General features: G+C 46.0%; 20 protein-coding genes. 13 read left to right on the forward strand and 7 right to left on the reverse strand.

Going from position 1 to position 18711, the window contains the following annotated elements:
• Positions 1 to 29 precede the first annotated feature (29 nt).
• Both QUA20_RS11955 and QUA20_RS11960 read right to left on the reverse strand, forming a co-directional pair.
• Positions 30 to 209 carry a ribbon-helix-helix domain-containing protein gene (locus QUA20_RS11955; protein WP_333189032.1) on the reverse strand — a complete coding sequence of 60 codons (180 nt, stop codon included), beginning with the start codon at positions 207 to 209 and terminating at the stop codon, positions 30 to 32.
• A 68-nt stretch (positions 210 to 277) separates the two neighbouring features.
• Positions 278 to 457 carry a ribbon-helix-helix domain-containing protein gene (locus QUA20_RS11960; RefSeq protein ID WP_193973468.1) on the reverse strand — a complete coding sequence of 60 codons (180 nt, stop codon included), beginning with the start codon at positions 455 to 457 and terminating at the stop codon, positions 278 to 280.
• A 209-nt stretch (positions 458 to 666) separates the two neighbouring features.
• Between QUA20_RS11960 and QUA20_RS11965 the strand changes: the two genes are divergently transcribed.
• Entirely contained in the window at positions 667 to 897 is a 231-nt protein-coding gene (locus QUA20_RS11965) for a hypothetical protein (protein ID WP_333189035.1), read from the forward strand.
• Positions 898 to 1060: 163 nt separating this feature from the next.
• On the opposite strand, the gene QUA20_RS11970 is transcribed toward QUA20_RS11965, so the two are convergent.
• The gene (locus QUA20_RS11970; protein ID WP_333189037.1) at positions 1061 to 1723 is read right to left on the reverse strand and encodes a hypothetical protein; all 663 of its coding nucleotides are present in this window, start codon (positions 1721 to 1723) and stop codon (positions 1061 to 1063) included.
• 22 nt (positions 1724 to 1745) lie between these two features.
• Here QUA20_RS11970 and QUA20_RS11975 point away from each other — a divergent pair, with 22 nt between their 5' ends.
• A complete protein-coding gene (locus tag QUA20_RS11975) occupies positions 1746 to 1910 on the forward strand; it encodes a hypothetical protein (protein WP_333189039.1) in 165 nt (54 codons plus the stop codon).
• A gap of 44 nt (positions 1911 to 1954) precedes the next feature.
• Here QUA20_RS11975 and QUA20_RS11980 read toward each other — a convergent pair whose 3' ends face one another.
• Positions 1955 to 2980: a YihY/virulence factor BrkB family protein gene (locus tag QUA20_RS11980; RefSeq protein WP_333189041.1), complete on the reverse strand. Its 1026-nt coding sequence runs from the start codon at positions 2978 to 2980 to the stop codon at positions 1955 to 1957.
• A 136-nt stretch (positions 2981 to 3116) separates the two neighbouring features.
• Between QUA20_RS11980 and QUA20_RS11985 the strand changes: the two genes are divergently transcribed.
• Entirely contained in the window at positions 3117 to 3752 is a 636-nt protein-coding gene (locus QUA20_RS11985) for a hypothetical protein (RefSeq protein WP_172187768.1), read from the forward strand.
• 309 nt (positions 3753 to 4061) lie between these two features.
• Positions 4062 to 5048 carry a mechanosensitive ion channel family protein gene (locus tag QUA20_RS11990; protein ID WP_333189043.1) on the forward strand — a complete coding sequence of 329 codons (987 nt, stop codon included), beginning with the start codon at positions 4062 to 4064 and terminating at the stop codon, positions 5046 to 5048.
• 137 nt (positions 5049 to 5185) lie between these two features.
• Here QUA20_RS11990 and purU read toward each other — a convergent pair whose 3' ends face one another.
• Both purU and thrC read right to left on the reverse strand, forming a co-directional pair.
• Positions 5186 to 6040: a formyltetrahydrofolate deformylase gene (purU, locus tag QUA20_RS11995; protein ID WP_333189045.1), complete on the reverse strand. Its 855-nt coding sequence runs from the start codon at positions 6038 to 6040 to the stop codon at positions 5186 to 5188.
• A 238-nt stretch (positions 6041 to 6278) separates the two neighbouring features.
• Positions 6279 to 7403: a threonine synthase gene (thrC, locus tag QUA20_RS12000; RefSeq protein WP_333189047.1), complete on the reverse strand. Its 1125-nt coding sequence runs from the start codon at positions 7401 to 7403 to the stop codon at positions 6279 to 6281.
• Between the two features lie 138 nt (positions 7404 to 7541).
• Between thrC and QUA20_RS12005 the strand changes: the two genes are divergently transcribed.
• From QUA20_RS12005 to QUA20_RS12035, 7 genes are all read left to right on the forward strand, one after another.
• The gene (locus QUA20_RS12005; protein WP_246276764.1) at positions 7542 to 7805 is read left to right on the forward strand and encodes a hypothetical protein; all 264 of its coding nucleotides are present in this window, start codon (positions 7542 to 7544) and stop codon (positions 7803 to 7805) included.
• Between the two features lie 257 nt (positions 7806 to 8062).
• Positions 8063 to 9115, forward strand: coding sequence for a fatty acid desaturase (locus tag QUA20_RS12010; RefSeq protein ID WP_333189049.1), 1053 nt, complete (start codon positions 8063 to 8065; stop codon positions 9113 to 9115).
• Between the two features lie 175 nt (positions 9116 to 9290).
• On the forward strand, positions 9291 to 10793 hold the full coding sequence (locus tag QUA20_RS12015) for an AAA family ATPase (protein WP_333189051.1): 1503 nt from the start codon (positions 9291 to 9293) through the stop codon (positions 10791 to 10793).
• The gene (locus QUA20_RS12020; RefSeq protein WP_333189053.1) at positions 10793 to 11500 is read left to right on the forward strand and encodes a ParB N-terminal domain-containing protein; all 708 of its coding nucleotides are present in this window, start codon (positions 10793 to 10795) and stop codon (positions 11498 to 11500) included. Before QUA20_RS12015 ends, QUA20_RS12020 begins: the two co-directional genes overlap by 1 nt.
• Before the next feature lie 250 nt (positions 11501 to 11750).
• Complete coding sequence (locus QUA20_RS12025; RefSeq protein ID WP_333189055.1) at positions 11751 to 11894, forward strand: hypothetical protein; 144 nt, start codon at positions 11751 to 11753, stop codon at positions 11892 to 11894.
• A 133-nt stretch (positions 11895 to 12027) separates the two neighbouring features.
• A complete protein-coding gene (locus QUA20_RS12030) occupies positions 12028 to 13116 on the forward strand; it encodes a Rho termination factor (modular protein) (RefSeq protein WP_333189057.1) in 1089 nt (362 codons plus the stop codon).
• Positions 13117 to 13269: 153 nt separating this feature from the next.
• On the forward strand, positions 13270 to 14007 hold the full coding sequence (locus QUA20_RS12035) for a Uma2 family endonuclease (protein WP_333189097.1): 738 nt from the start codon (positions 13270 to 13272) through the stop codon (positions 14005 to 14007).
• Positions 14008 to 14034: 27 nt separating this feature from the next.
• Here QUA20_RS12035 and QUA20_RS12040 read toward each other — a convergent pair whose 3' ends face one another.
• Complete coding sequence (locus QUA20_RS12040) at positions 14035 to 15564, reverse strand: phenylacetate--CoA ligase family protein (RefSeq protein WP_333189059.1); 1530 nt, start codon at positions 15562 to 15564, stop codon at positions 14035 to 14037.
• Between the two features lie 308 nt (positions 15565 to 15872).
• Between QUA20_RS12040 and QUA20_RS12045 the strand changes: the two genes are divergently transcribed.
• Positions 15873 to 17774 carry a serine/threonine-protein kinase gene (locus QUA20_RS12045; RefSeq protein WP_333189061.1) on the forward strand — a complete coding sequence of 634 codons (1902 nt, stop codon included), beginning with the start codon at positions 15873 to 15875 and terminating at the stop codon, positions 17772 to 17774.
• Positions 17775 to 17996: 222 nt separating this feature from the next.
• The gene (locus QUA20_RS12050; RefSeq protein WP_172187795.1) at positions 17997 to 18263 is read left to right on the forward strand and encodes a hypothetical protein; all 267 of its coding nucleotides are present in this window, start codon (positions 17997 to 17999) and stop codon (positions 18261 to 18263) included.
• Positions 18264 to 18711: the final 448 nt, after the last annotated feature.

An 18711-nucleotide genomic window follows, 5' to 3' on the forward strand; every position in this document is an offset into this window, starting at 1 on the left:
CGGATCGACGCGAATGGGATTGCTCTTTTTTAATTATGGCGATCGCTTTCTGATTTATCTTTTTTCTGTTCTTGGCGTTCTCTGACTGCTTTAGCGGCCACATGGGAAAGCAGGTTTGCGATCGTTCTATCTTCCTCTTCGGCCCATTCGGACAAGGCTTGGTGAACGTCTTCTGGCAGTGTAACTGTGACTCGCATACGTGAAGGCATTGGACGGCATGGCTTTACTTCAATTGTCTTAAATTTTACACTCCAAACCCTTTCTGTATCGCGCCAATTCAACTCGGGCGATCGCTCCGGGATTCGTCCTTTTTCTGCTCTTGGCGCTCTCTAACAGATTTCGTAAGCAGGTAAGTTGTCAAACTGCTAACGGATCTGCTTTCTTCTTCTGCCCATTCTTCCAGAGCTTTTTGAATCTCCTCTGGCAAGTATGCGGTAACTCGTCCCCGTGAAGCCATTCGTTGCACTGCAAAACATCTCAACACAGTCCATCTTACGCTGTTTTGAGTTAAGACCGATAAAAATATCTCATTTTAAGTCATTTTATCTTATTGTACGTCATAACGTGTTATACTGCCACCTGTAAACAGTCAAAAGCCAGCCCCTCAACTGTCCAAGGTTCTGGGCTGGCTCTGGCTCCAACAATTCACTGGAGACGGATTCTATTATGACGTACAAAGAACGCTTGTGCTGTTGGGCGATCGCCCGTTTGTTACCTTCTCATCAATGGATGATCGTTGCCCGCTTCCGCAGTCGTTCTGATGCAGACGGGCATTTTCAGTTTCTGCGACAAACTATACCTCACGTTAAGTTTGAGGTTGTATTCGATCGCAGTGGCGACAGTCACCGTTTATCCGCGACCTGCCGCCCTTCCAATCCCGTTACCAGCGCGTTATAAATGGTAATTTTTGCGGCGGTTTCAGTTAACTAAACATTGGCGATCACACTTTTTTTGATAAGTGCGATCGTCCTTCCTTTCTTGAGTCTCCCTCTACTGGGACGATAGTTTCTGTAGAAGCGATTTCAATTGCCGAGTTATTTGTTGGGCTGTTTCTACTAACTTACTTCCGCACCATCACAGAGCGAATCACAGCATTCGGCTGATATTTATTAGTCTGATAAAATCCCCCTTGACCGGCCCCGTAAACCCCCGCGAACTGCTTCCCCTCAGCCTTGGGAACAAACATAATGTTTCTAGTGGGTTGCTTAGCAAATACAACCCCTTCTCTCGATTCATTATCCACGTTATAAGATAAAGTAGCTTTGCCGTAAATGACCTCGGCTTGTTTGAGGGTCATTCCCGGCCCAACGCCCTGAACTGTTTTATAATTAGAATTCTCAGTCATCAAAAGTTCAATGACATCCGTATCTTTTAGCTTTGTACCCGCAGCATAAATAATCCGATATTGCACTTTTCCCGACTGGCTGACAGCCACAGCATCAAAGTCTACCATAAAAGGAGACTCTACCTTAAACTGCGCCGTGGAACCCAGAGCCTTTTTCAATTGTCCGAAAGTCATCCCCACCTTCGCCGCTCCAATTGTGCGATCGGAAATTGTTAAACTCGCAGCAGGCGTTTTTTGAGCAGCCTTTGCCGCTTCTCCCAAGACATTTGCACCCCCAAGCGCAATAGCGGAACCCGGAACCGAAATTAAAGTGAGGTAACTGCCGATCGCCAATAAAACAGCTATCATTGATCCAGACAAAACTTTAACATTCAACATGGCTAATTCTCCTAGATTTCAAATGCGACTATCTACCCGCATCTTTTTGGCTATCCTGGGCTTCACCCTCCTAGTTTGGATTCTCAGAGGTGTTGGCATCTTGACATTCATTCCCGGTGCTGTGATCTGGATACTGATTTTGTTGTCTTTCGTTGCGGGTATCCTCAGCACTTTACTCCGTCGGTAAGCCAGCATCCGGCAAATAACAAATAACAAATAACAAGTAACAAATTATTTTAATTGTGATTGTTTCATTGCCTTTCCCACTGTCACATTCAACTGAGCGCCGATCAGCATCACCAAAGAAGAAAGATCGAGCCACAGCAGCAACACAATAAAAGTTCCGATCGTGCCGTAAGTCCAACTGAAATTGCCCCAATGCCAAACATAAAACCGAAATAAAGCTGAAAATAGCGCCCACAAAATAGCTGCAAAAACAGCTCCCGACAAAATAGGAATATCTGGTTGACGGCGGCTCGGCCCGTAGCGGTAAACAAAGGCAAAAGCCAGTGATACAATTCCTAAAGAAATCGGCCACCGCCACAGCCGCCAAACACCTAACAGTTGCGACTCCAAAGGGCAATTATCGGCGAGCAGCAAGCAATTTTGAACATCTTTTAAATCGCAAGTGGCGACGGACTCCAGCAGGCAACTCTGGCGGGCAATAGCTTGTACAATTAAGTCGCTGACAAATACTACTCCCGATGCCAGAATCAATAGTATAATTGTGCCGATACTCAGCGCCAGAGAAATAAGTTTTGCTTTCCAAAATGGTCGAGTTCGATCCCTCGGGATTTGATGGATGCGATCGAGTGCAGCCATCGCCGCGCTCATTACTCCAGAAAATACCCAAAGCGACGCAAAAAAGCTGACCGAAAACAGCCCTTTACTGCGAGTTAACAAAATTTCTTTGATTAAGCCGCCAATCAAATTCCGAACGTTATCCGGTATGACTTCGCCCAAAAGACGGGCGATTTGATACAGTGTTGACTGCAAAGGTTCAAAGATGGCGATCGCAGATAAGATAGCCAACAGCCCCGGAAACAGCGCCAGCATAGAATTGTAGGCCATTTCCGCAGACAGCCCCGGCAAGCGCTGTTCTCCTGCCTTCGCGCCGACTTCCTTAAGCGTGCCCCAAGTCAAACACCGACAAAACAGCCAAAAACCACCTAATTTCCGTTTGAGAGCTCGAAGCAGCCTCAAAAATGCCTGAAACAAAGCTAAAATCAGGTAGCGCAACCAGTAAAAAATGTTCATAGCGCACAGGAGACGGGGAATTAGAAAAGGGAAAATGGATGCAGGACGATCGCGCAACTGGAAATAAGGAGCGTTATTTAATTAAGCCATTGCTAATCTAAAATTTAAAATCTAAAATCTAAAATCTAAAATCAATATGGCTCAGGATGTCAGACAGTGGTTAGATGAAATCAAGCGACTGCAACAGCAGTTAACAGAAGTTTCGCGCGATCGAGATGAGGCCGGTGAAAGTGCGGCTCAGTGGCGCCAACTCTACAATACCGAAGCCGAGCAGCGGCGGAATGATGCTAAATTAACTCAGCAAAGCATCGCTTCTCTGGAAGCACAAATAGAGCAATTACAAAATTTTTCGCCCCTTGTACCCGAAGGCGACGATGCTGGAGTTGCTCGCCAGCAGGAAGTCGAACAACTGCAAACAGTAGGCGAACTTAAAGCTAAGTTAGCAGAAGTTCTCGAAGAGCGCGATCGGGCGATCGAACAAGTTAAACAACTCACTCAAGCCCTCAAACAAGAAGAGGCTCGTCACGCCGAAACTAGCAAAAATTTAACTAGCGCCCTCGGAGATGCCGTTGACTTGCTCACGAAAGCCCAAAATCCTGCCCCTGCAAAAACGGAGACAGTATATTCTTTAGAAATAGTACCTACTCGCACTGCAAATCCTGGCGAAACTGCTCTGGAAATACGTCAAACTTCCGCCCAAACAGGCAAAAATCCCGCCCAGCTTCCACCTTCTAAAAATCAGTTACTCGATCTACCACCATTTGGGAATTAGGAGCTAAAAATTCAGGAATTGTCGGCAGGGCGAATCGCCTTAGCAGGTGCAATTTAGTCAGCGATTCCTTGTTTTTGTTTTTCCTGCAATTAAGCAGCCTTAATTCATCTGCTTCTTTATTATTCCGCATCTACAGATGGTTGACTGATCGATGTAACTGTACTATTCGCCAACCTATAATCCGCATTCAAAATTTTGAAAACAGCCAAAAAATCTGCCTCGCGTCGTACCAATCTACAGTCTATAGATAGAGTTCAACCCAACTAATTGTTACTAATATCGAAAACGACTGATGTGTGAGGAAACTTCATGAAGGCAGAGATATCCGCAGTCTGGTTAAAGATGGAGAGCATGATCGACGGCTTGATTATCATGTTGCCCAATATTGTGCTGGCGTTAATTGTCTTTGCAATCTTTTTCTGCGTGGGCGGGGCAATTAAGAGAGCGGTCAGGCGGGTAACCCGCAACCACCACCAAGCACGAAATTTGGGGTTGGTGTTAGGACGGTTGGCGCAGGGTACGATCGTTCTAGTTGGTCTGTTTGTTGCGCTTTCGATTATAATTCCCACATTTAAAGCTGGGGATTTGATTCAATTGCTGGGAATTAGCGGGGTGGCGATAGGTTTTGCCTTTCGCGATATCTTGCAAAACTTCTTAGCCGGTATCCTAATTCTGTTGACTGAACCGTTCCGAATCGATGACCAGATTGTGTTTAAAAACTTTGAGGGAACGGTAGAAAATATTGAGACCCGCGCTACAACAATCCTAACCTATGATGGTCGCCGGATTGTCATTCCCAATGCCGAATTGTTTACAAATGCGGTGACAGTGAATACTGCTTTCGATAAACGCCGCACGGAATACGATTTTGGTATTGGTTACAACGACGATATTGACCGCGCCAAGCAGTTAATGCTGGAAGCATTGTACAGCGTAAATGAAGTGTTGAAAGATCCTGCACCCGATGTGCTGGTGGTTCAGCTAGCAGAAAGTACCGTCAATATTCGCGTTCGATGGTGGATTGCTCCGCCGCGCCGAATTGACGATATGCGATCGCGCGACAAGGTAATTTGTGCTATTAAAAAAAAGCTTGTGGAAAACGGCATCGATTTGCCTTATCCCACGCGACAAATTTTGTTTCACGACCAAACCGAAGAAACCGATGGCGATCGCTCCCAGCAGCGCGAAGGATGGCCTGCGGGTAAAAGTAAAGTTCCGAAACCTCGCAGTATTGGCGGATATGTGGGAAAAGTGGCCCAAGGGCGATCGCAACTTGACGACAACGGGCAATCTTAACCGCGCCACAATTCATGAAAAATATCAAGTTGAGAAAACTTTGGAATTCGCTGCACTGCGCTCGTGCAACCGGAATTGAGAGCAGTCGCCGAGTGATTAAAAAAGTAACAAACCAGGATTGATATGATGCCTAATTTTCAAGCAAAAACCACAGTCCGATTGCCGTAAACTAAAACACGATTTTGTAAATGATATCGCACGGCTCTTGCTAAGACAACCCTTTCTAAATCTTTACCTTTGCGAACCAGATCGGACACTTCATCGCGGTGACTGACGCGCACAACATCTTGTTCGATAATCGGCCCCGCATCTAAATCAGGTGTAACGTAGTGGGCTGTTGCACCGATAATTTTTACCCCTCTTTCATAAGCCCTTTCGTAGGGATTTGCACCCACAAACGCGGGTAAAAATGAATGGTGAATATTAATCAGATTGGGAAATGCGATCGTAAAGTCTTGACTTAAGATTTGCATATATTTCGCCAAAACTACTAGATCGATATTATATTTCTTAAGAATTTCTAACTGTTGTGCTTCTTGAATAGCTTTATTGTCTTTAGTAATGGGAATATACTCAAAGTCGATACCGTATTGTGCGGCAAGAGGCTTTAAATTTTGATGGTTGCTGATAATCAGGGGAATTTCACATCTGATTTCTTGAGATTGTTGTCGCCAAATCAAGTCTAATAAACAGTGTTCTTGACGGCTTACAAAAATGGCAATCCGCCGAATTTGATGGGAGAAATGCAATTGCCAATTGGCTTGTATGTCCTTGGCTATTTCACTAAAAGCAGGTGTTATTTGTTCGGTGGTTAAGTCAAAATCATCTAATTGCCATTCTAGCCGGCTCAGAAACAATCCGGCGGTAAAATCTGTATGGTGATCGGCGTGGATGATATTGCCGTTATGGGATGCGATAAAGTTAGCAAGTAAGGCGACGAGTCCTTTGCGATCGGGACAGGCAATTAACAGGGTTGCAGTAGGCTTAGTCATAATATAATGACAAAATTGTCTCGCTGAGTCGAGCAAGAACAAGTTATCTCACAGGGGTTTATTGATACGTTTAGGGGCGGGCAAGATGCCCACCTCACAAGAGTTTTTAACTAAGAGTGGAACAGGCATCTTGCCTGTTTCGATGGCTTACGGGCGGACAAGATGCCCGCCCCACAAGAGATTTTAACTAAGAGTGGAACAGGCATCTTGCCTGTTTCGATCTTCCTTCTTCCTTCTTCTAAAATCCCATCGCCCCAGCTACTGCATCCAAAGTCGGAGCAATGCCACTTTTAAACTGATTGTTGCTGTGATTAATTGCCGTATCCGGGTCTTTCAAACCGTTACCAGTCAGCACGCAAACCACTGTCGCCCCAGTCGGAACTTGGTCTTTTACCTTCAGCAAACCGGCCACAGAAGCTGCACTCGCCGGTTCGCAGAAAATTCCTTCCTGCGATGCTAACAAACGGTAAGCGTCGAGAATTTCGGCGTCGGTGACTGCTGCAAAACTGCCGCGGCTCGCTTCGGAAGCTGCGATCGCCTGTTTCCAGCTAGCGGGGTTGCCGATCCGAATCGCCGTCGCCAGGGTTTCCGGGTTCGCCACGGGCTGTCCCGTCACCAAAGGTGCAGCCCCAGCGGCTTGAAATCCCATCATCCGCGGCAGGCGCGAACATTTTTTTGCTTGATGGTATTGACAAAAACCCATCCAGTATGCTGTGATGTTTCCGGCATTTCCCACGGGAATGCACAGCCAGTCGGGCGCATCGCCCAAAGCGTCCACCACTTCAAAAGCGCCGGTTTTCTGGCCTTCCAAACGGTAAGGATTGACTGAGTTGACCAATGTCACGGGGTAGTTAACAGCCATTTCGCGGACAATTTCTAGGGCCCGATCGAAATTTCCCCCAATCGAAATTACTTCCGCACCGTAAAGCAAAGCTTGCGCCAGCTTGCCCAAAGCCACGTAACCTTCGGGAATCAACACGAAAGCTCGCATTCCTCCGCGTCTGGCGTAGGCGGCCGCGGAGGCAGAAGTATTGCCGGTACTGGCACAAATTACTGCCTCCGCACCAGCTTCCTTTGCCTTGGAAATCGCCATTGTCATCCCCCGGTCTTTGAAACTACCAGTGGGGTTGAGGCCGTCGTATTTGACCAAGACGCGCACGTCTCGACCGATGAGAGAGGCGATCGCAGGTGCTGGAATCAGAGGAGTATTGCCTTCTTGGAGAGTGACTACCGGCGTGGTTTCCGTCACAGGCAGGTAGGGGCGATAAGCTTCGATCAAGCCGGGCCAGCCGTAGCGTTTCGGCTCGGCTGCGCGGGCAGCGGAGTTAGCAGCAGAGTCAGTAGCAGGTAGAATCAGGGTCACGATGTCAATGGTTTTAGGCAATGGCCAAGGAATTTACACTAATTTTAGCTCGATCGGTTAATTTGATGTTTAATACGATCGGTTCAGGTTAAAGTAACTTAATGGTGTGAATGTGTAGATATGTCTACCCAATTACTAATGTCAAATAATTCATCCACTCTTTCCCGGCCTCAAGTTACCGCGAGCAATCCCGAAATGGCTAGTTCTTCTACCCTATCGACCACTTTTGCCCGCAAAGTAGATTCGGTGAAGTGCCCCTACCAAGCCGACCAGCAAGTTAAGTTCCTGCACTTGCAAGCGGAAATCGAATCCTTGCTGTTGGAAGTGCAAAGCCTCAAACAGCAACGCTCGATCGCTGGCTTGTCGGCTCTAGACCCCATTTCTGGCAGCAACAGCAATTAGCAGACAACAGTCGCTAATGCTAACTGTGCTGCCCCTGTGTTATAAAAACCAAGGTTTTGCTACCCGCAGTATTTTTTGCCGAAAGTGCCAGAAATTCCTAACTGCGGATAGCGATCGCTAGCATTTGCTAAAACGCGCTTGCCTACTGCTCAACTCGTCTGCCACAACCTGGCAACGAGCTGACATTTTACTGCGCTTTTTCATTGCGCTAATTTGTTAAGCCATGCTCATAGCATACGGAGAATCGAAATCAGTTTATGACAGCATCGATCGAAAAACCACTAAATTTGATATCCGCAAGTGACACTTCCAACCTGCGCCTCAAAGATATTCTCAAAACCCTGCCGCGGGAAGTATTCGTCAAAAACCCCCGCAAAGCTTGGACAAAAGTTATTGTCAACGTTTTGCTACTTGCTGTCGGTTATTGGGGCATAGCAGTCTCTCCTTGGTTTCTACTACCCCTGATGTGGATTTTCACAGGAACCGGATTAACCGGTTTTTTTGTGATCGGTCACGACTGCGGTCACCGGTCATTTGCTAACCGCCGCTGGGTTAACGATTTAGTCGGACATCTCGCCTTTTTGCCGTTAATTTTCCCGTTTCACGCATGGCGGCACGGACACAATTATCACCACAAGCACACCAACAAAATTGGCGAAGATAATGCTTGGCAACCCATGACAGCGGAAGACTACGCTGCTGCTCCCAAGGCTTTACAAATAGCTTATAGTTTAATTTTCGGTCGGATGTGGTGGATCGGCTCGATCGCCCACTGGGCAAAAGTACACTTTATGTGGTGGCGCTTCACAGGCCAACAGAAACAAGAACAAGTCCGGTTTTCTGTGTTAGTGGTTTTAATCGGTGCTGCGATCGGATTCCCGATTTTAATTGCAACAACAGGCATTTGGGGATTTGTCAAATTTTGGTTGATGCCCTGGCTGGTTTACCATTTCTGGATGAGCACTTTTACGATCGTTCACCACACAGCACCAGACATTTCCTTTAAAGAACCGGAAGAATGGGACGAAGCCCAAGCGCAACTATCGGGAACAGTTCACTGCGATTATCCCCGCTGGGTAGAGTTTCTGTGCCACGACATTAACGTGCACGTTCCCCACCACCTTTCAACTGCTATTCCCTGGTACAATTTGCGCCTCGCCCACAGCAGCTTAAAGGATAATTGGCAAGATCATCTCTACGAAACAGAATTTTCTTGGTCTTTAATGAAGCGGATTGCCGACAACTGTCACCTATACGATCCGGCTGGCGGCTATCAAACCTTGCAGGAATTTAACGCTAAAACCAAGTAAGTTTTCAACGCGATAAATGCCAGAAAAACCCGGTTTGTCAAACACAACCGGGTTTTTCGATATTAAACTCCGTAGCCTTTGTCAGAGGCGGAATGCGCGCCCTACTGTCAATATCACAATCCCTACCATTATTAAATCAGTCATTCCCAATCTAAAATCTAAAATCTAAAATCGAATGACTTTCAATCCCAATAACTGTCGCAACGAAAGCGAAGTAGAAAGCAAACTTATTGTCAGCTATCTGCTACCAAAGTTAGGCTATACTCCCGACACTTGGCACCAAGAAATAGCATTTGGGAATATTCGTCTAGACTTCCTCTCATTTGCCACCCAAGTTATCCCCATAGTCGTCGAGACAGACTCACCGATGAGTGTAGTCATGGAGGCTAAACATCCGAAGGAAAATTTAGACCGCCACCTGCGAAAACTCCATCGCTATTTAACAAGTTTGAGCATCCGCTACGGCCTCATAACTAACGGTAAAGAAATTAGAATTTATGCAAGAATCGCCGATGATATTCAGCTAGTCTTTAAGTGTGCTGGACAAGACCTTGAAAATAGAATTGAGGAAATTATCGCTTTAATTGGCAGAGATCGTTTAAACTTTATAAAAAATCCCGATAATCTCAAACTGGAAGATAGTAAAATTAATTTGGTTAGTCCTGAGTTAATTAGCGAAGTCCCAGTACAGCCCAACAATCCCGCCACCGCAGAACCTGAGCAAAGTCAAATCTCTGAACCGGAACAAATACCTGAAAATAATCCAGTTAAGCCTCAACTTAAATCCGATGTAACCGTTCCCCAAAAAAGGCAAAATAGTATGAAAGTTATTGCAGTTTACCATAACAAAGGCGGCGTTGGCAAAACTACAACAGTAGTCAATTTAGCTGCTGCGCTGAGCAAGAAAGGTAAGAGAGTCTTGGTGATCGACTTAGACAGTCAGGCAAATACAACCTTTGCGACAGGTTTAGTTAAATTTGAGGATGAAGAACAAGATGATTTGAAAGATAATAATATTCTTCAAGTTTTGCAATCAGAAGACTTTTTCTCCATCGCAGAAGTAGCTCGCAAGTCTAATTTTTGCCATCCCGAAATAGATGTGGTTCCTTCCCACATTGATTTAATGCAATATGAAATGGAACTCAATCAACTAGATTACAGCCGAATGATTTTAATTCAGAAGCTAGCAGAAGTACAGAATAAATATGATATTGTACTGATTGATACGCCGCCATCGTTGAATTTTTATGCTAGAGTTGCCCTAATTGCGGCAGATTATTTAATTATTCCTTCTGACTTAAAACCTTTTGCCAATCAAGGACTGATTAATGTCAAGGATTTTATTAAAAAAGTTAATGGATTCAAAAAACAAATTGGCAAGAAACCTCTAGAAGTTTTAGGCGTACTCTCTTGCAAAATCTCAACTAATAGTAAATTTGTACAGTACAGTTTGCCCAAGCGGAGGGAGGCAATTCCCAAACGCTACGGCTTTGAAATCATGGACAGCGTAATTTACGAGAGAGACGATTTAGCAAAGTGTGCAGAACAATTTCAAATCGTGGGAAATATGGAAATCGCCGATCCCATTTCAGTGCTAGACTTTAAGCCTGATTGCATCGCATCCCAAGAATTTGAAATGCTAGCACTCGAAGTTTTGGAAAAAATAGGTAAAAACTAATGAAAAAATTATCTCCGTCACTGGTTGCAGTTAAAAAAATTACATCCGCAGTACCCCGTTCCAATTTTGCAGAGCCTGATTTGGATAAATTAGCGAGACTGATTTTAGAGTCAGGAGGATTGATTAATCCGATAATTGTCCGCCGAAACGGTATGGATGCTTACGAAATAGTAGACGGAGATTTTGAATACTATGCGGCGGCGAGAGCAAAGGAAATAGATGCTCCCAAAGGCGAGACAATCGGAGCATTCATCCTGGAAGAAGAAAATGAAGAACTTCTCCTCAAACAACTTGAAATTCTCAGAAAAACCGCAATCACTGAGAATCAAAGTGTAACTGTGGTTCCGCAACAGTCCTCCAGCTTTGAACAGCGACTGACAAATATTGAAAGTAGATTGGAAAACAGAATTAATGAATTGAAAGCCGAGTATATGCGGGAAAAACAGGCGCTGATAGAGAGGGTTAAAGATGTTGAAAGCCGCATTCCCAAACCTGTTCCGCTGTTGGAAGCACTCAACACTCAAGATAAATTCAAATTGGCTACAAATTTGAAAAATGCTGGCATCAAAGCTCAAATAATAGAACAAATCATCAAAGAGCGAGATTTGGAGCAGTTTGCATCTTTTGAAAATGTGTTGGAACGCATTAAAGGGTTAGGGGAAAAAACAATGATTAAGCTTATTGACAAGTGGCAAAAATATTTATAAGCTTTCAGCCATCTCAATTGCATTTTTGGGGCGCTCAAAGCCCGCCCGACAAAAGTTGAAAAACCCGATTAGACTCGGCGGTTGAAACCCATCCTACACGAACTTCCGTCCCTCTCGCTTGAGACTAAAGAATAAAGGGGATATTAAAGCTGGCTTTCGTATAAATGGCAATTGCGATCGCAACTCGCAACCCCAGCCCGATCGCCCTGACGCGAAAAAAAGTAAAGATGAGTAAAGCAGTGTATCATTGGTGCCCCACAGCCAGTTAAACTCATCACAGTCGCTTTTTTTAGGAATTGCAGTAACTTTTGGCGATCGCCGGGCTGTCACCGCACAGGTACAGCAGCAAGGCGATATCTCCCCAGATAACCGAGTTCGATCGCAGTTTTGGTAAAGTGCTTGTGGCGCACCCGACAATTAGAGTTCTTGGGTTAGTTCAGCAGCACTTAAAATTGAGGCTGTAAAGTACAAATATACATAAATACATACACACCAGATTTAAATGACAAAAGGGGACTTGTAACAAGATGGATCGATCGTCCGATCAAAACCGAATAGTTGAATATTTGCGGATTAAGCCAATTAGTCACAGTCAGATTTACACTTCCCAAATTGCAGTACCAGAGCCTCAGAGGGGGGAAATTCCCCGCAAACGCCGCGAAGATCTCAGGAGAAGTCTCATCGAGCAAGGCAGCAACTTGATTCCTTTAATTGTGCGCCGCACTGAAGCTTACAGCAATGAAGAAGAATATGAAGTTGTCTGCGGCTCAGATTGGTGTATTGTTGCTAAAGAACTCGGCATCGAGCAAATGTGGGCTTGGGTATTTGAAATGAGCGACGAGGAGGTAGCTGTTGCTCAAGCAGAAATGGAACATTTAGCTCCGCAAACGACTCATAAAACTGCACAAATTGAGACTCTACTGCAACAATTTGAGCTATCATTTCAAAAAAAGGTAGAGAGTCTAACAAAACAAATAGAACAATCTGTTAAAAAAAATGAAGAACTACTAAAAAAGCACCTAAAAGCTCTAACTGAGCAGAACTTTGAGCGCAACCAAATAGAACAGATTAAGCATTTGCTCGAACAAGTGGAAAAAGCATTTCATGAAAAGGTAGATAAAATGGCTAAAAAAATTGAACAATCGAGCAGCAACCGTCCGCCAACATCGGCGGTTATTTCTGAGGTAAATCTTGAAGCCGCTTTGAGACAGTTGGATGAACTGGAAAAACTGCTGTCAAGAAAACTAGAACGCACAGTCCAAACCATTAATCAGTTTGTTTCTGACGCCATTGAAGACGTAGAAAATGACCTAAAAAATCAAATTGAAACGCTGCGCCGCCAACTCGGAGGCGCAGCGACGCACTCAGAAATACAGCCCGAGGCACAACCTAAAACGCCGTCAAAAACACAGCCCAAGAAGCAGTCGAAAGCACAGCAGAAACCTCAGCTACCGCAGTTGCAGTTGGAGTTGCCGTTTCCGTCCCCAACGGAAGACTACGAAACTCTTTCGCTGAGGGGCTTGAAGGCTATCGGCAAAGACCGGAAAATTCGGGGCTACGCGCGCATGAAACGACCGGAAATTTTGGCTGCTCTCAGGGAAGCTGACGGCCAATAAAGCGGTAATTGCTAATAGTTAAACACTAATTGTTCGGTGTTCGATCGCATTTTTGGGCAAAAAGTGCGATCGGGGTTTCAGAATAGTCCTCGGCAGAGATATGAAAAGCTTGCTAAAATAGACAGACAACCTCTTACTCCTCAGCCAGCAGCCATGTCCGCAACCGCAGAATTAGCTACTACCCAAGAAATACCAGAACAAGAGATACCAGAAAATGTTATCTTTCCTTCAGGCGATTTATACAGTGACGAACCTCCGGTGGAAACAGAACTGCATCTCCGACAAATAATCCTACTCCTCAACTGTCTAGAATGGCTGTGGCGAGATAGAAATGATTTCTATGCTGCTGGAAACCTCACCATTTATTACAGTCCCAAGCAACTCAAATCGAAAGACTTCCGGGGTCCAGACTTTTTTGTGGTACTCGGAACTGAACGCAAAACTCGGAAAAGCTGGGTAGTTTGGGATGAAGAGGGAAAGTACCCCAATATTATCGTAGAAATCCTGTCTCCCAAAACAGCGGATGTAGACAAAAACTTTAAGAAACAACTATATCAAGATACTTTTCGCACTCACGACTACTTTTGGTTTGACCCAGAAACTTTAGAATTAGCTGGGTTTCATTTAGTTGACGGGGAATATGAAGCAATCGCACCGAACGAATCCGGGCATCTGCGGAGTCAACAACTCGATTTGAGTTTGGGAATTTGTGCCGGAAAATTGCGTTTCTTTACCGCAGAAGGAGAGCTTGTCCCTACTTCAGAAGAGGTTGCAGAAAGGGAGATTCAACGAGCCGACGAAGAGGCTCAACGAGCCGGACAAGAAGCTCAACGAGCCGATCGCCTGGCCGCGAAACTGCGAGAATTAAATATTGATCCCGATACAATTTAGTGCACCCCCTACTCACAAAAACACGGTTTACTGCCGCGTGTATCGGTGCTTCACCCCAATCGGAAAATACTCTGCATCGCCCGTCTCCGTTAATGTCACCACAGGTAACTGATATTCTGGCGGAACGTAATTAGCAAATTCGCTATTTAGCCGCCGCAATTGCGCGAGAATTGAAGATGCGATCGCCTGCTTCATCTCCTCGTGGCCATCCACCCCCGCTGCTAATTCCACAACCACCGATAAAAACCGATTTTGATCCGCATCTTCCTTGACTTGCAGTACAAATTTTCCCGTCACCCATTCTCGAATGGCGGGAACTTCTAAACCTACGGTGACGTTTTCCGGGTAAATGTTAGCACCGAAGTAGGAAACGGTAAAGTGCGATCGCCCGAATACATAGACAAAGGGCAAGCAGCGAATTCCTCTGGGGAAATCAGAAACTTTCATAGCTGCTTCTTGCTGCAAACGTGCCACAGGGTTAAATCCCCATTCTGCCAAAAAATTTAGCATTGCTTCGTAACAAATTAAACCGCCGTTATCGGAGATGTGATAGCGTATTAGCGGGATGCCGTTGTCGCCAGAAAATAACAGCGTGCCGTCATTATTTATTTCAAAAAAGCGACTTTTCGGATCGTACTGCATCAGCGTTGGCAACCGCGATTCCCCGAATAAATTGCGTGCTGCTTCGGGATTGTTTGCTAAAAAGCGGCGGATGCAAATGCTCAGCGGTGTCTCGTTGCCCAAAACGCCCGCATCGGCAGTACCGTAAAGGCTCGCAGAGTTGTAATATAGATTGTCAGAATTAGTGCGATCGCTCACCAAACTCCGCCATTCTTCGCTAAACACTTCCCCCGCAAACACCATCTTAATTCGATATTTTTGCCACTCCACACCCCCAGCAATTCCGCTATCAATCACATCCTTAATAAACGGCGGATATCCCAACAATACTACTTGCTCGAAATGCTCCCCAAGTTCCTGCACAACTCGAAATATCTCAGCCTTATTATTCCCAGGCGTTACAACTGTAACTGGATAGCCTTTACTCGCTAGATAGCGGCAGCAATTTGCCGTGTACATTCCGCCTACCCAAGTCCCCAACGCAAAGCAAATGACAGCTAAAGTTGAGCGATTTTCGGCGTAAAAACTGTCGTGAAATATTTGTTCAAAACGAGCGGCAATTTGCAACTCGTCGCTGATAAAACGCGGCCAAAATGTCGGGTTTCCTGTCGAACCCGATGAAACAGCAATGAAATCGCAAGTTTCTAATTTGCCCTGGTAGCACAACTGAGGTAGCGGGTGACAGCGTAAATAATTCTCTTTGGTAATTAGCGGCAATTTTTGGAAGTCTTCAAAGGTTTTAATTGAGGCGGGATCGATGTTGAGTGCAGCTAGGAAAGTCTGGTAAGCTGGTACTGTGGCCGCGACTTTTTGAAAAAGCGCGATCGCCCCCGCTTCGGCAACTCGATTCTGCTGGTGTTGCAATCGTTCCTCAAGCGGCGCCCTCAAAAACTCTTCAAACGCCCCAATTGCTCGCTGACGCTGTTCTGGCTGCATGATTTGCTCCTTAAAATGGGTATTTTGCACCTCGATCGCTCAAGATTCAATTAGTAGCGCTAACGACCCGATCGCACATTGGGCTGGACACTAAAAATTTGAACACACTTTGAGGTCGATCGAATCGAAAAGATGGCGCAGTAGATAAACTTCAATACCACGAAACCGCTTTTTTAACAATAACCACAGGGGATAGGCAAGCTGCCGAGCGACTAATAAACACTGACACACTATGTCAAGATTAATTCAGCGATCGCCCAAAATCCTCAGTCTCAGTCAAGCGTGAAAATCCGACGCAGCAAGTTCCAATGAACAATCCCATCTACCCCGGCATAACTCTCAACAACCACTACCGCATCGTCCGCGAATTGGGACACGGAGGCTTCGGGCGCACCTACCTAGCTGAAGATGCCCACCGATTTAACGAACCCTGCGTTTTAAAAGAATTTGCGCCCCAAGTACACGGAAGTTACGCTTTACAAAAATCCGAGGAACTGTTCGAGCGGGAAGCAGGAGTTCTCTACAAGCTGCAACACAATCAAATCCCGCGCTTCCGCGAACTCTTCCGCGTCAGTATCAGCGATCGAGGCTACCTATTTCTCGTTCAAGACTACGTTCCCGGTCAAACTTACCGCTTCCTGCTGGACGCCCGCAAGCGTCAGGGTTTGCGGTTCATAGAGGCAGAAATCAATCAACTGCTGCTCCAGATTTTGCCCGTGCTCGAATACATTCACTCTTTGGGAGTGATTCACCGCGACATCTCCCCGGACAACCTGATTCTGCGGAGTTCTGACGGGATGCCGGTGCTGATCGACTTCGGCGGAGTAAAACAACTTGCCGCCACCGTAGAGTCTCTGTTCGCTGAGGCTAACGGCACTCCCGCGCCCGCGACTCGCATCGGCAAGCTCGGCTATGCTCCCCTCGAACAAATGCAAATGGGCATCGTCTATCCCCAAAGCGATTTGTACGCTCTGGCGGCGACGGTTTTAGTGTTGCTGACGGGGAAGGAACCGCATCAGTTGCTCGACAGCCAGACGCTCAATTGGAACTGGCGGGCGGAATGTTCTCTGTCTCCGAATTTGTCCCTGGTGCTGGATAAAATGCTTGCTCAACAGCCGAGCCAGCGTTACTCCTCGGCTCGCGAGGTAATGCTCGCTCTCTCGGGCAATCCGCCTTTACAGCCACCTTTGCCACCAGCCCCGGATTTTGGGCCCACGCAGCCACCGGAGCACTCGCCTATACCAGTACCCGCCCCCGCGCCAAAACTGCCGGGAACTCCGGTGCGTGCTGCTATTGGCAATCAACAAAAGATGCCTGCTTGGAAAATGGTTTTGTTTGTGGTGGCGGTGCTCTCAAGTATGGGGGGAGTTGGCTGGTTTGCGGGCAATTATTTGTTAAATCTGCAATCCAAAGTGCAGAAAATTCCCCAGAGCCCGAGCCCGAAGCAGCAGCAAGAAGATGCTTTGCAAGATCGCTTTGTAAAGCTCAAAATTGACGATCGATTCTATAGCGGTTACGTCAACCTTGTGGACGAGACTTTCTATGCCAAATACCCGGAATTGGGCGGACGGCTGTTAAAAGAAGGCGATGACGATCGCCAGTGGCGCGAAAGGTGGCAGAAAATCGGCGACGAGTTGCTCGACAAGCTGGAAAATCTCAGCAGCGACGCTAGAGCGCGGTTGGGCACTTACGACACCGCCGATATCGATCGCTGGAAAACTGAGGTTAACAAGCTGAATTTGAGCAGTCGGGCTCTTTACGATTTGGCTGATGCCAAGTTCTTTTATTGGTTTCCACAACAGCCGCGCGATCGCAATATCATCGGTTTGCCGATCGGACAAATTTGGCAAGCAATTACCGCCGACGCCCTCGCATCCTTGCAAGCAGGAGCCACTGTCGAAAGCGTTGAATTTGACCGCCTATCGAACAGCAAAAGCCTCACAGGCAATCTCAAACCCGGAGAAGGGAAAGCTTACATTGCCCGGTTCGCTCAAAATCAAACTTTGCGCGTGAATTTGCAAGCACCGCGCAAATCTACTCTGCTGTCAATTTATACTCCGGGGCGGACAAAGGGCGCGCGAGCTTTGCTGCAAGATGCAGATGGGCTTAGTTGGTCGGGATTGCTGGATGATGCTGGTTATTATGAATTCGTGGTCGTTTCTCAAGCCTCTGAGCCGATCGCTTACGAGTTGAATCTGACGGCGGAATAACTGCTATTGACCGAAAGCATCCAGGATACAAGCCCCCGGATTCATCCGTCCAGAAATAAAAAACCTGTATCCGATGAAACTTGCCCCCCGAATTTATCCGTGGGGTCAATCGAAAATCGAAAATCTAAAATTTAAAATCTAAAATCGATTGACGCTCTCGATCGACCCAGGCAATAATAAGGTAATACCAATCACGTAAGTTTTCCGTTTCAAAGAAAGAATATGCTGAGATTCGCGATCGTAGCTTTAGTAACTTTAGGATTAGTATTGGTGACTGCACTAGGTTTACATCCAGCCAATGCGACAGTCAGCACTCCCGAATTTTATGCTTGGAACTTTGCCTCTGTAGGCAGTAGCGAGCTTGTTTGTAAAAAGACAGTGGTAGTTCCGCAAGACCTAATAATTCCGTCATCTATGCAGGCTGTCAGTATCACTTCTGCAATTGTAGATGAAAAATATTGCGCGAATTCCACTAAGCCTGTGAATTAAAACAGTGCATAATATGATGTCCAGTTATACAACCATAATTAAGATCTCGGTCAGTCCATTGTAGATTTTAGATTTACTTCACAGATGAATCTGGGAGCTTAAACTAGGATCTAAAAGTTTGATATCTCCACGACTGTTGCTGTTGGCAAGTATCCGTTTTTGGGGTGAGGAGGCTGCCTCCTGATTCATCCATCTAGAAGAAACCAAAGTCCTAATTACAAACACGGGCTAATTATGAGCAATTAACCGGACATCATATAAGTGATTGCCTGAGTGATTGCGGCTATCCGCGCAGTGACAGTGTTGGTGGCATTCTTTTATGAGAAACTACAGTTATTTTATAAGAAAAGTTTATCAAACGAGTCGGGCGCAGCATTTTTATGCTATTGAAAGATATCGAACTCTTCCCTATTTGGGCAGTTATTTTATTGTGACTTAAGAACCGAGG

Origin of the sequence: Microcoleus sp. Pol7_A1 (assembly GCF_036701085.1) — a bacterium.
Lineage (GTDB): Bacteria > Cyanobacteriota > Cyanobacteriia > Cyanobacteriales > Microcoleaceae > Microcoleus > Microcoleus asticus.

What these genes read in the sequence shown, in the direction of transcription:
- QUA20_RS11955 (WP_333189032.1), bottom strand. Translation starts at nt 209, where the DNA reads ATGCCTTCACGTATGCGAGTCACAGTTACACTGCCAGAAGACGTTCAC.
- QUA20_RS11960 (WP_193973468.1), bottom strand. Translation starts at nt 457, where the DNA reads ATGGCTTCACGGGGACGAGTTACCGCATACTTGCCAGAGGAGATTCAA.
- QUA20_RS11965 (WP_333189035.1), top strand. Translation starts at nt 667, where the DNA reads ATGACGTACAAAGAACGCTTGTGCTGTTGGGCGATCGCCCGTTTGTTA.
- QUA20_RS11970 (WP_333189037.1), bottom strand. Translation starts at nt 1,723, where the DNA reads ATGTTGAATGTTAAAGTTTTGTCTGGATCAATGATAGCTGTTTTATTG.
- QUA20_RS11975 (WP_333189039.1), top strand. Translation starts at nt 1,746, where the DNA reads ATGCGACTATCTACCCGCATCTTTTTGGCTATCCTGGGCTTCACCCTC.
- QUA20_RS11980 (WP_333189041.1), bottom strand. Translation starts at nt 2,980, where the DNA reads ATGAACATTTTTTACTGGTTGCGCTACCTGATTTTAGCTTTGTTTCAG.
- QUA20_RS11985 (WP_172187768.1), top strand. Translation starts at nt 3,117, where the DNA reads ATGGCTCAGGATGTCAGACAGTGGTTAGATGAAATCAAGCGACTGCAA.
- QUA20_RS11990 (WP_333189043.1), top strand. Translation starts at nt 4,062, where the DNA reads ATGAAGGCAGAGATATCCGCAGTCTGGTTAAAGATGGAGAGCATGATC.
- purU (WP_333189045.1), bottom strand. Translation starts at nt 6,040, where the DNA reads ATGACTAAGCCTACTGCAACCCTGTTAATTGCCTGTCCCGATCGCAAA.
- QUA20_RS12005 (WP_246276764.1), top strand. Translation starts at nt 7,542, where the DNA reads ATGTCAAATAATTCATCCACTCTTTCCCGGCCTCAAGTTACCGCGAGC.
- QUA20_RS12010 (WP_333189049.1), top strand. Translation starts at nt 8,063, where the DNA reads ATGACAGCATCGATCGAAAAACCACTAAATTTGATATCCGCAAGTGAC.
- QUA20_RS12015 (WP_333189051.1), top strand. Translation starts at nt 9,291, where the DNA reads ATGACTTTCAATCCCAATAACTGTCGCAACGAAAGCGAAGTAGAAAGC.
- QUA20_RS12020 (WP_333189053.1), top strand. Translation starts at nt 10,793, where the DNA reads ATGAAAAAATTATCTCCGTCACTGGTTGCAGTTAAAAAAATTACATCC.
- QUA20_RS12030 (WP_333189057.1), top strand. Translation starts at nt 12,028, where the DNA reads ATGGATCGATCGTCCGATCAAAACCGAATAGTTGAATATTTGCGGATT.
- QUA20_RS12035 (WP_333189097.1), top strand. Translation starts at nt 13,270, where the DNA reads ATGTCCGCAACCGCAGAATTAGCTACTACCCAAGAAATACCAGAACAA.
- QUA20_RS12040 (WP_333189059.1), bottom strand. Translation starts at nt 15,564, where the DNA reads ATGCAGCCAGAACAGCGTCAGCGAGCAATTGGGGCGTTTGAAGAGTTT.
- QUA20_RS12045 (WP_333189061.1), top strand. Translation starts at nt 15,873, where the DNA reads ATGAACAATCCCATCTACCCCGGCATAACTCTCAACAACCACTACCGC.
- QUA20_RS12050 (WP_172187795.1), top strand. Translation starts at nt 17,997, where the DNA reads ATGCTGAGATTCGCGATCGTAGCTTTAGTAACTTTAGGATTAGTATTG.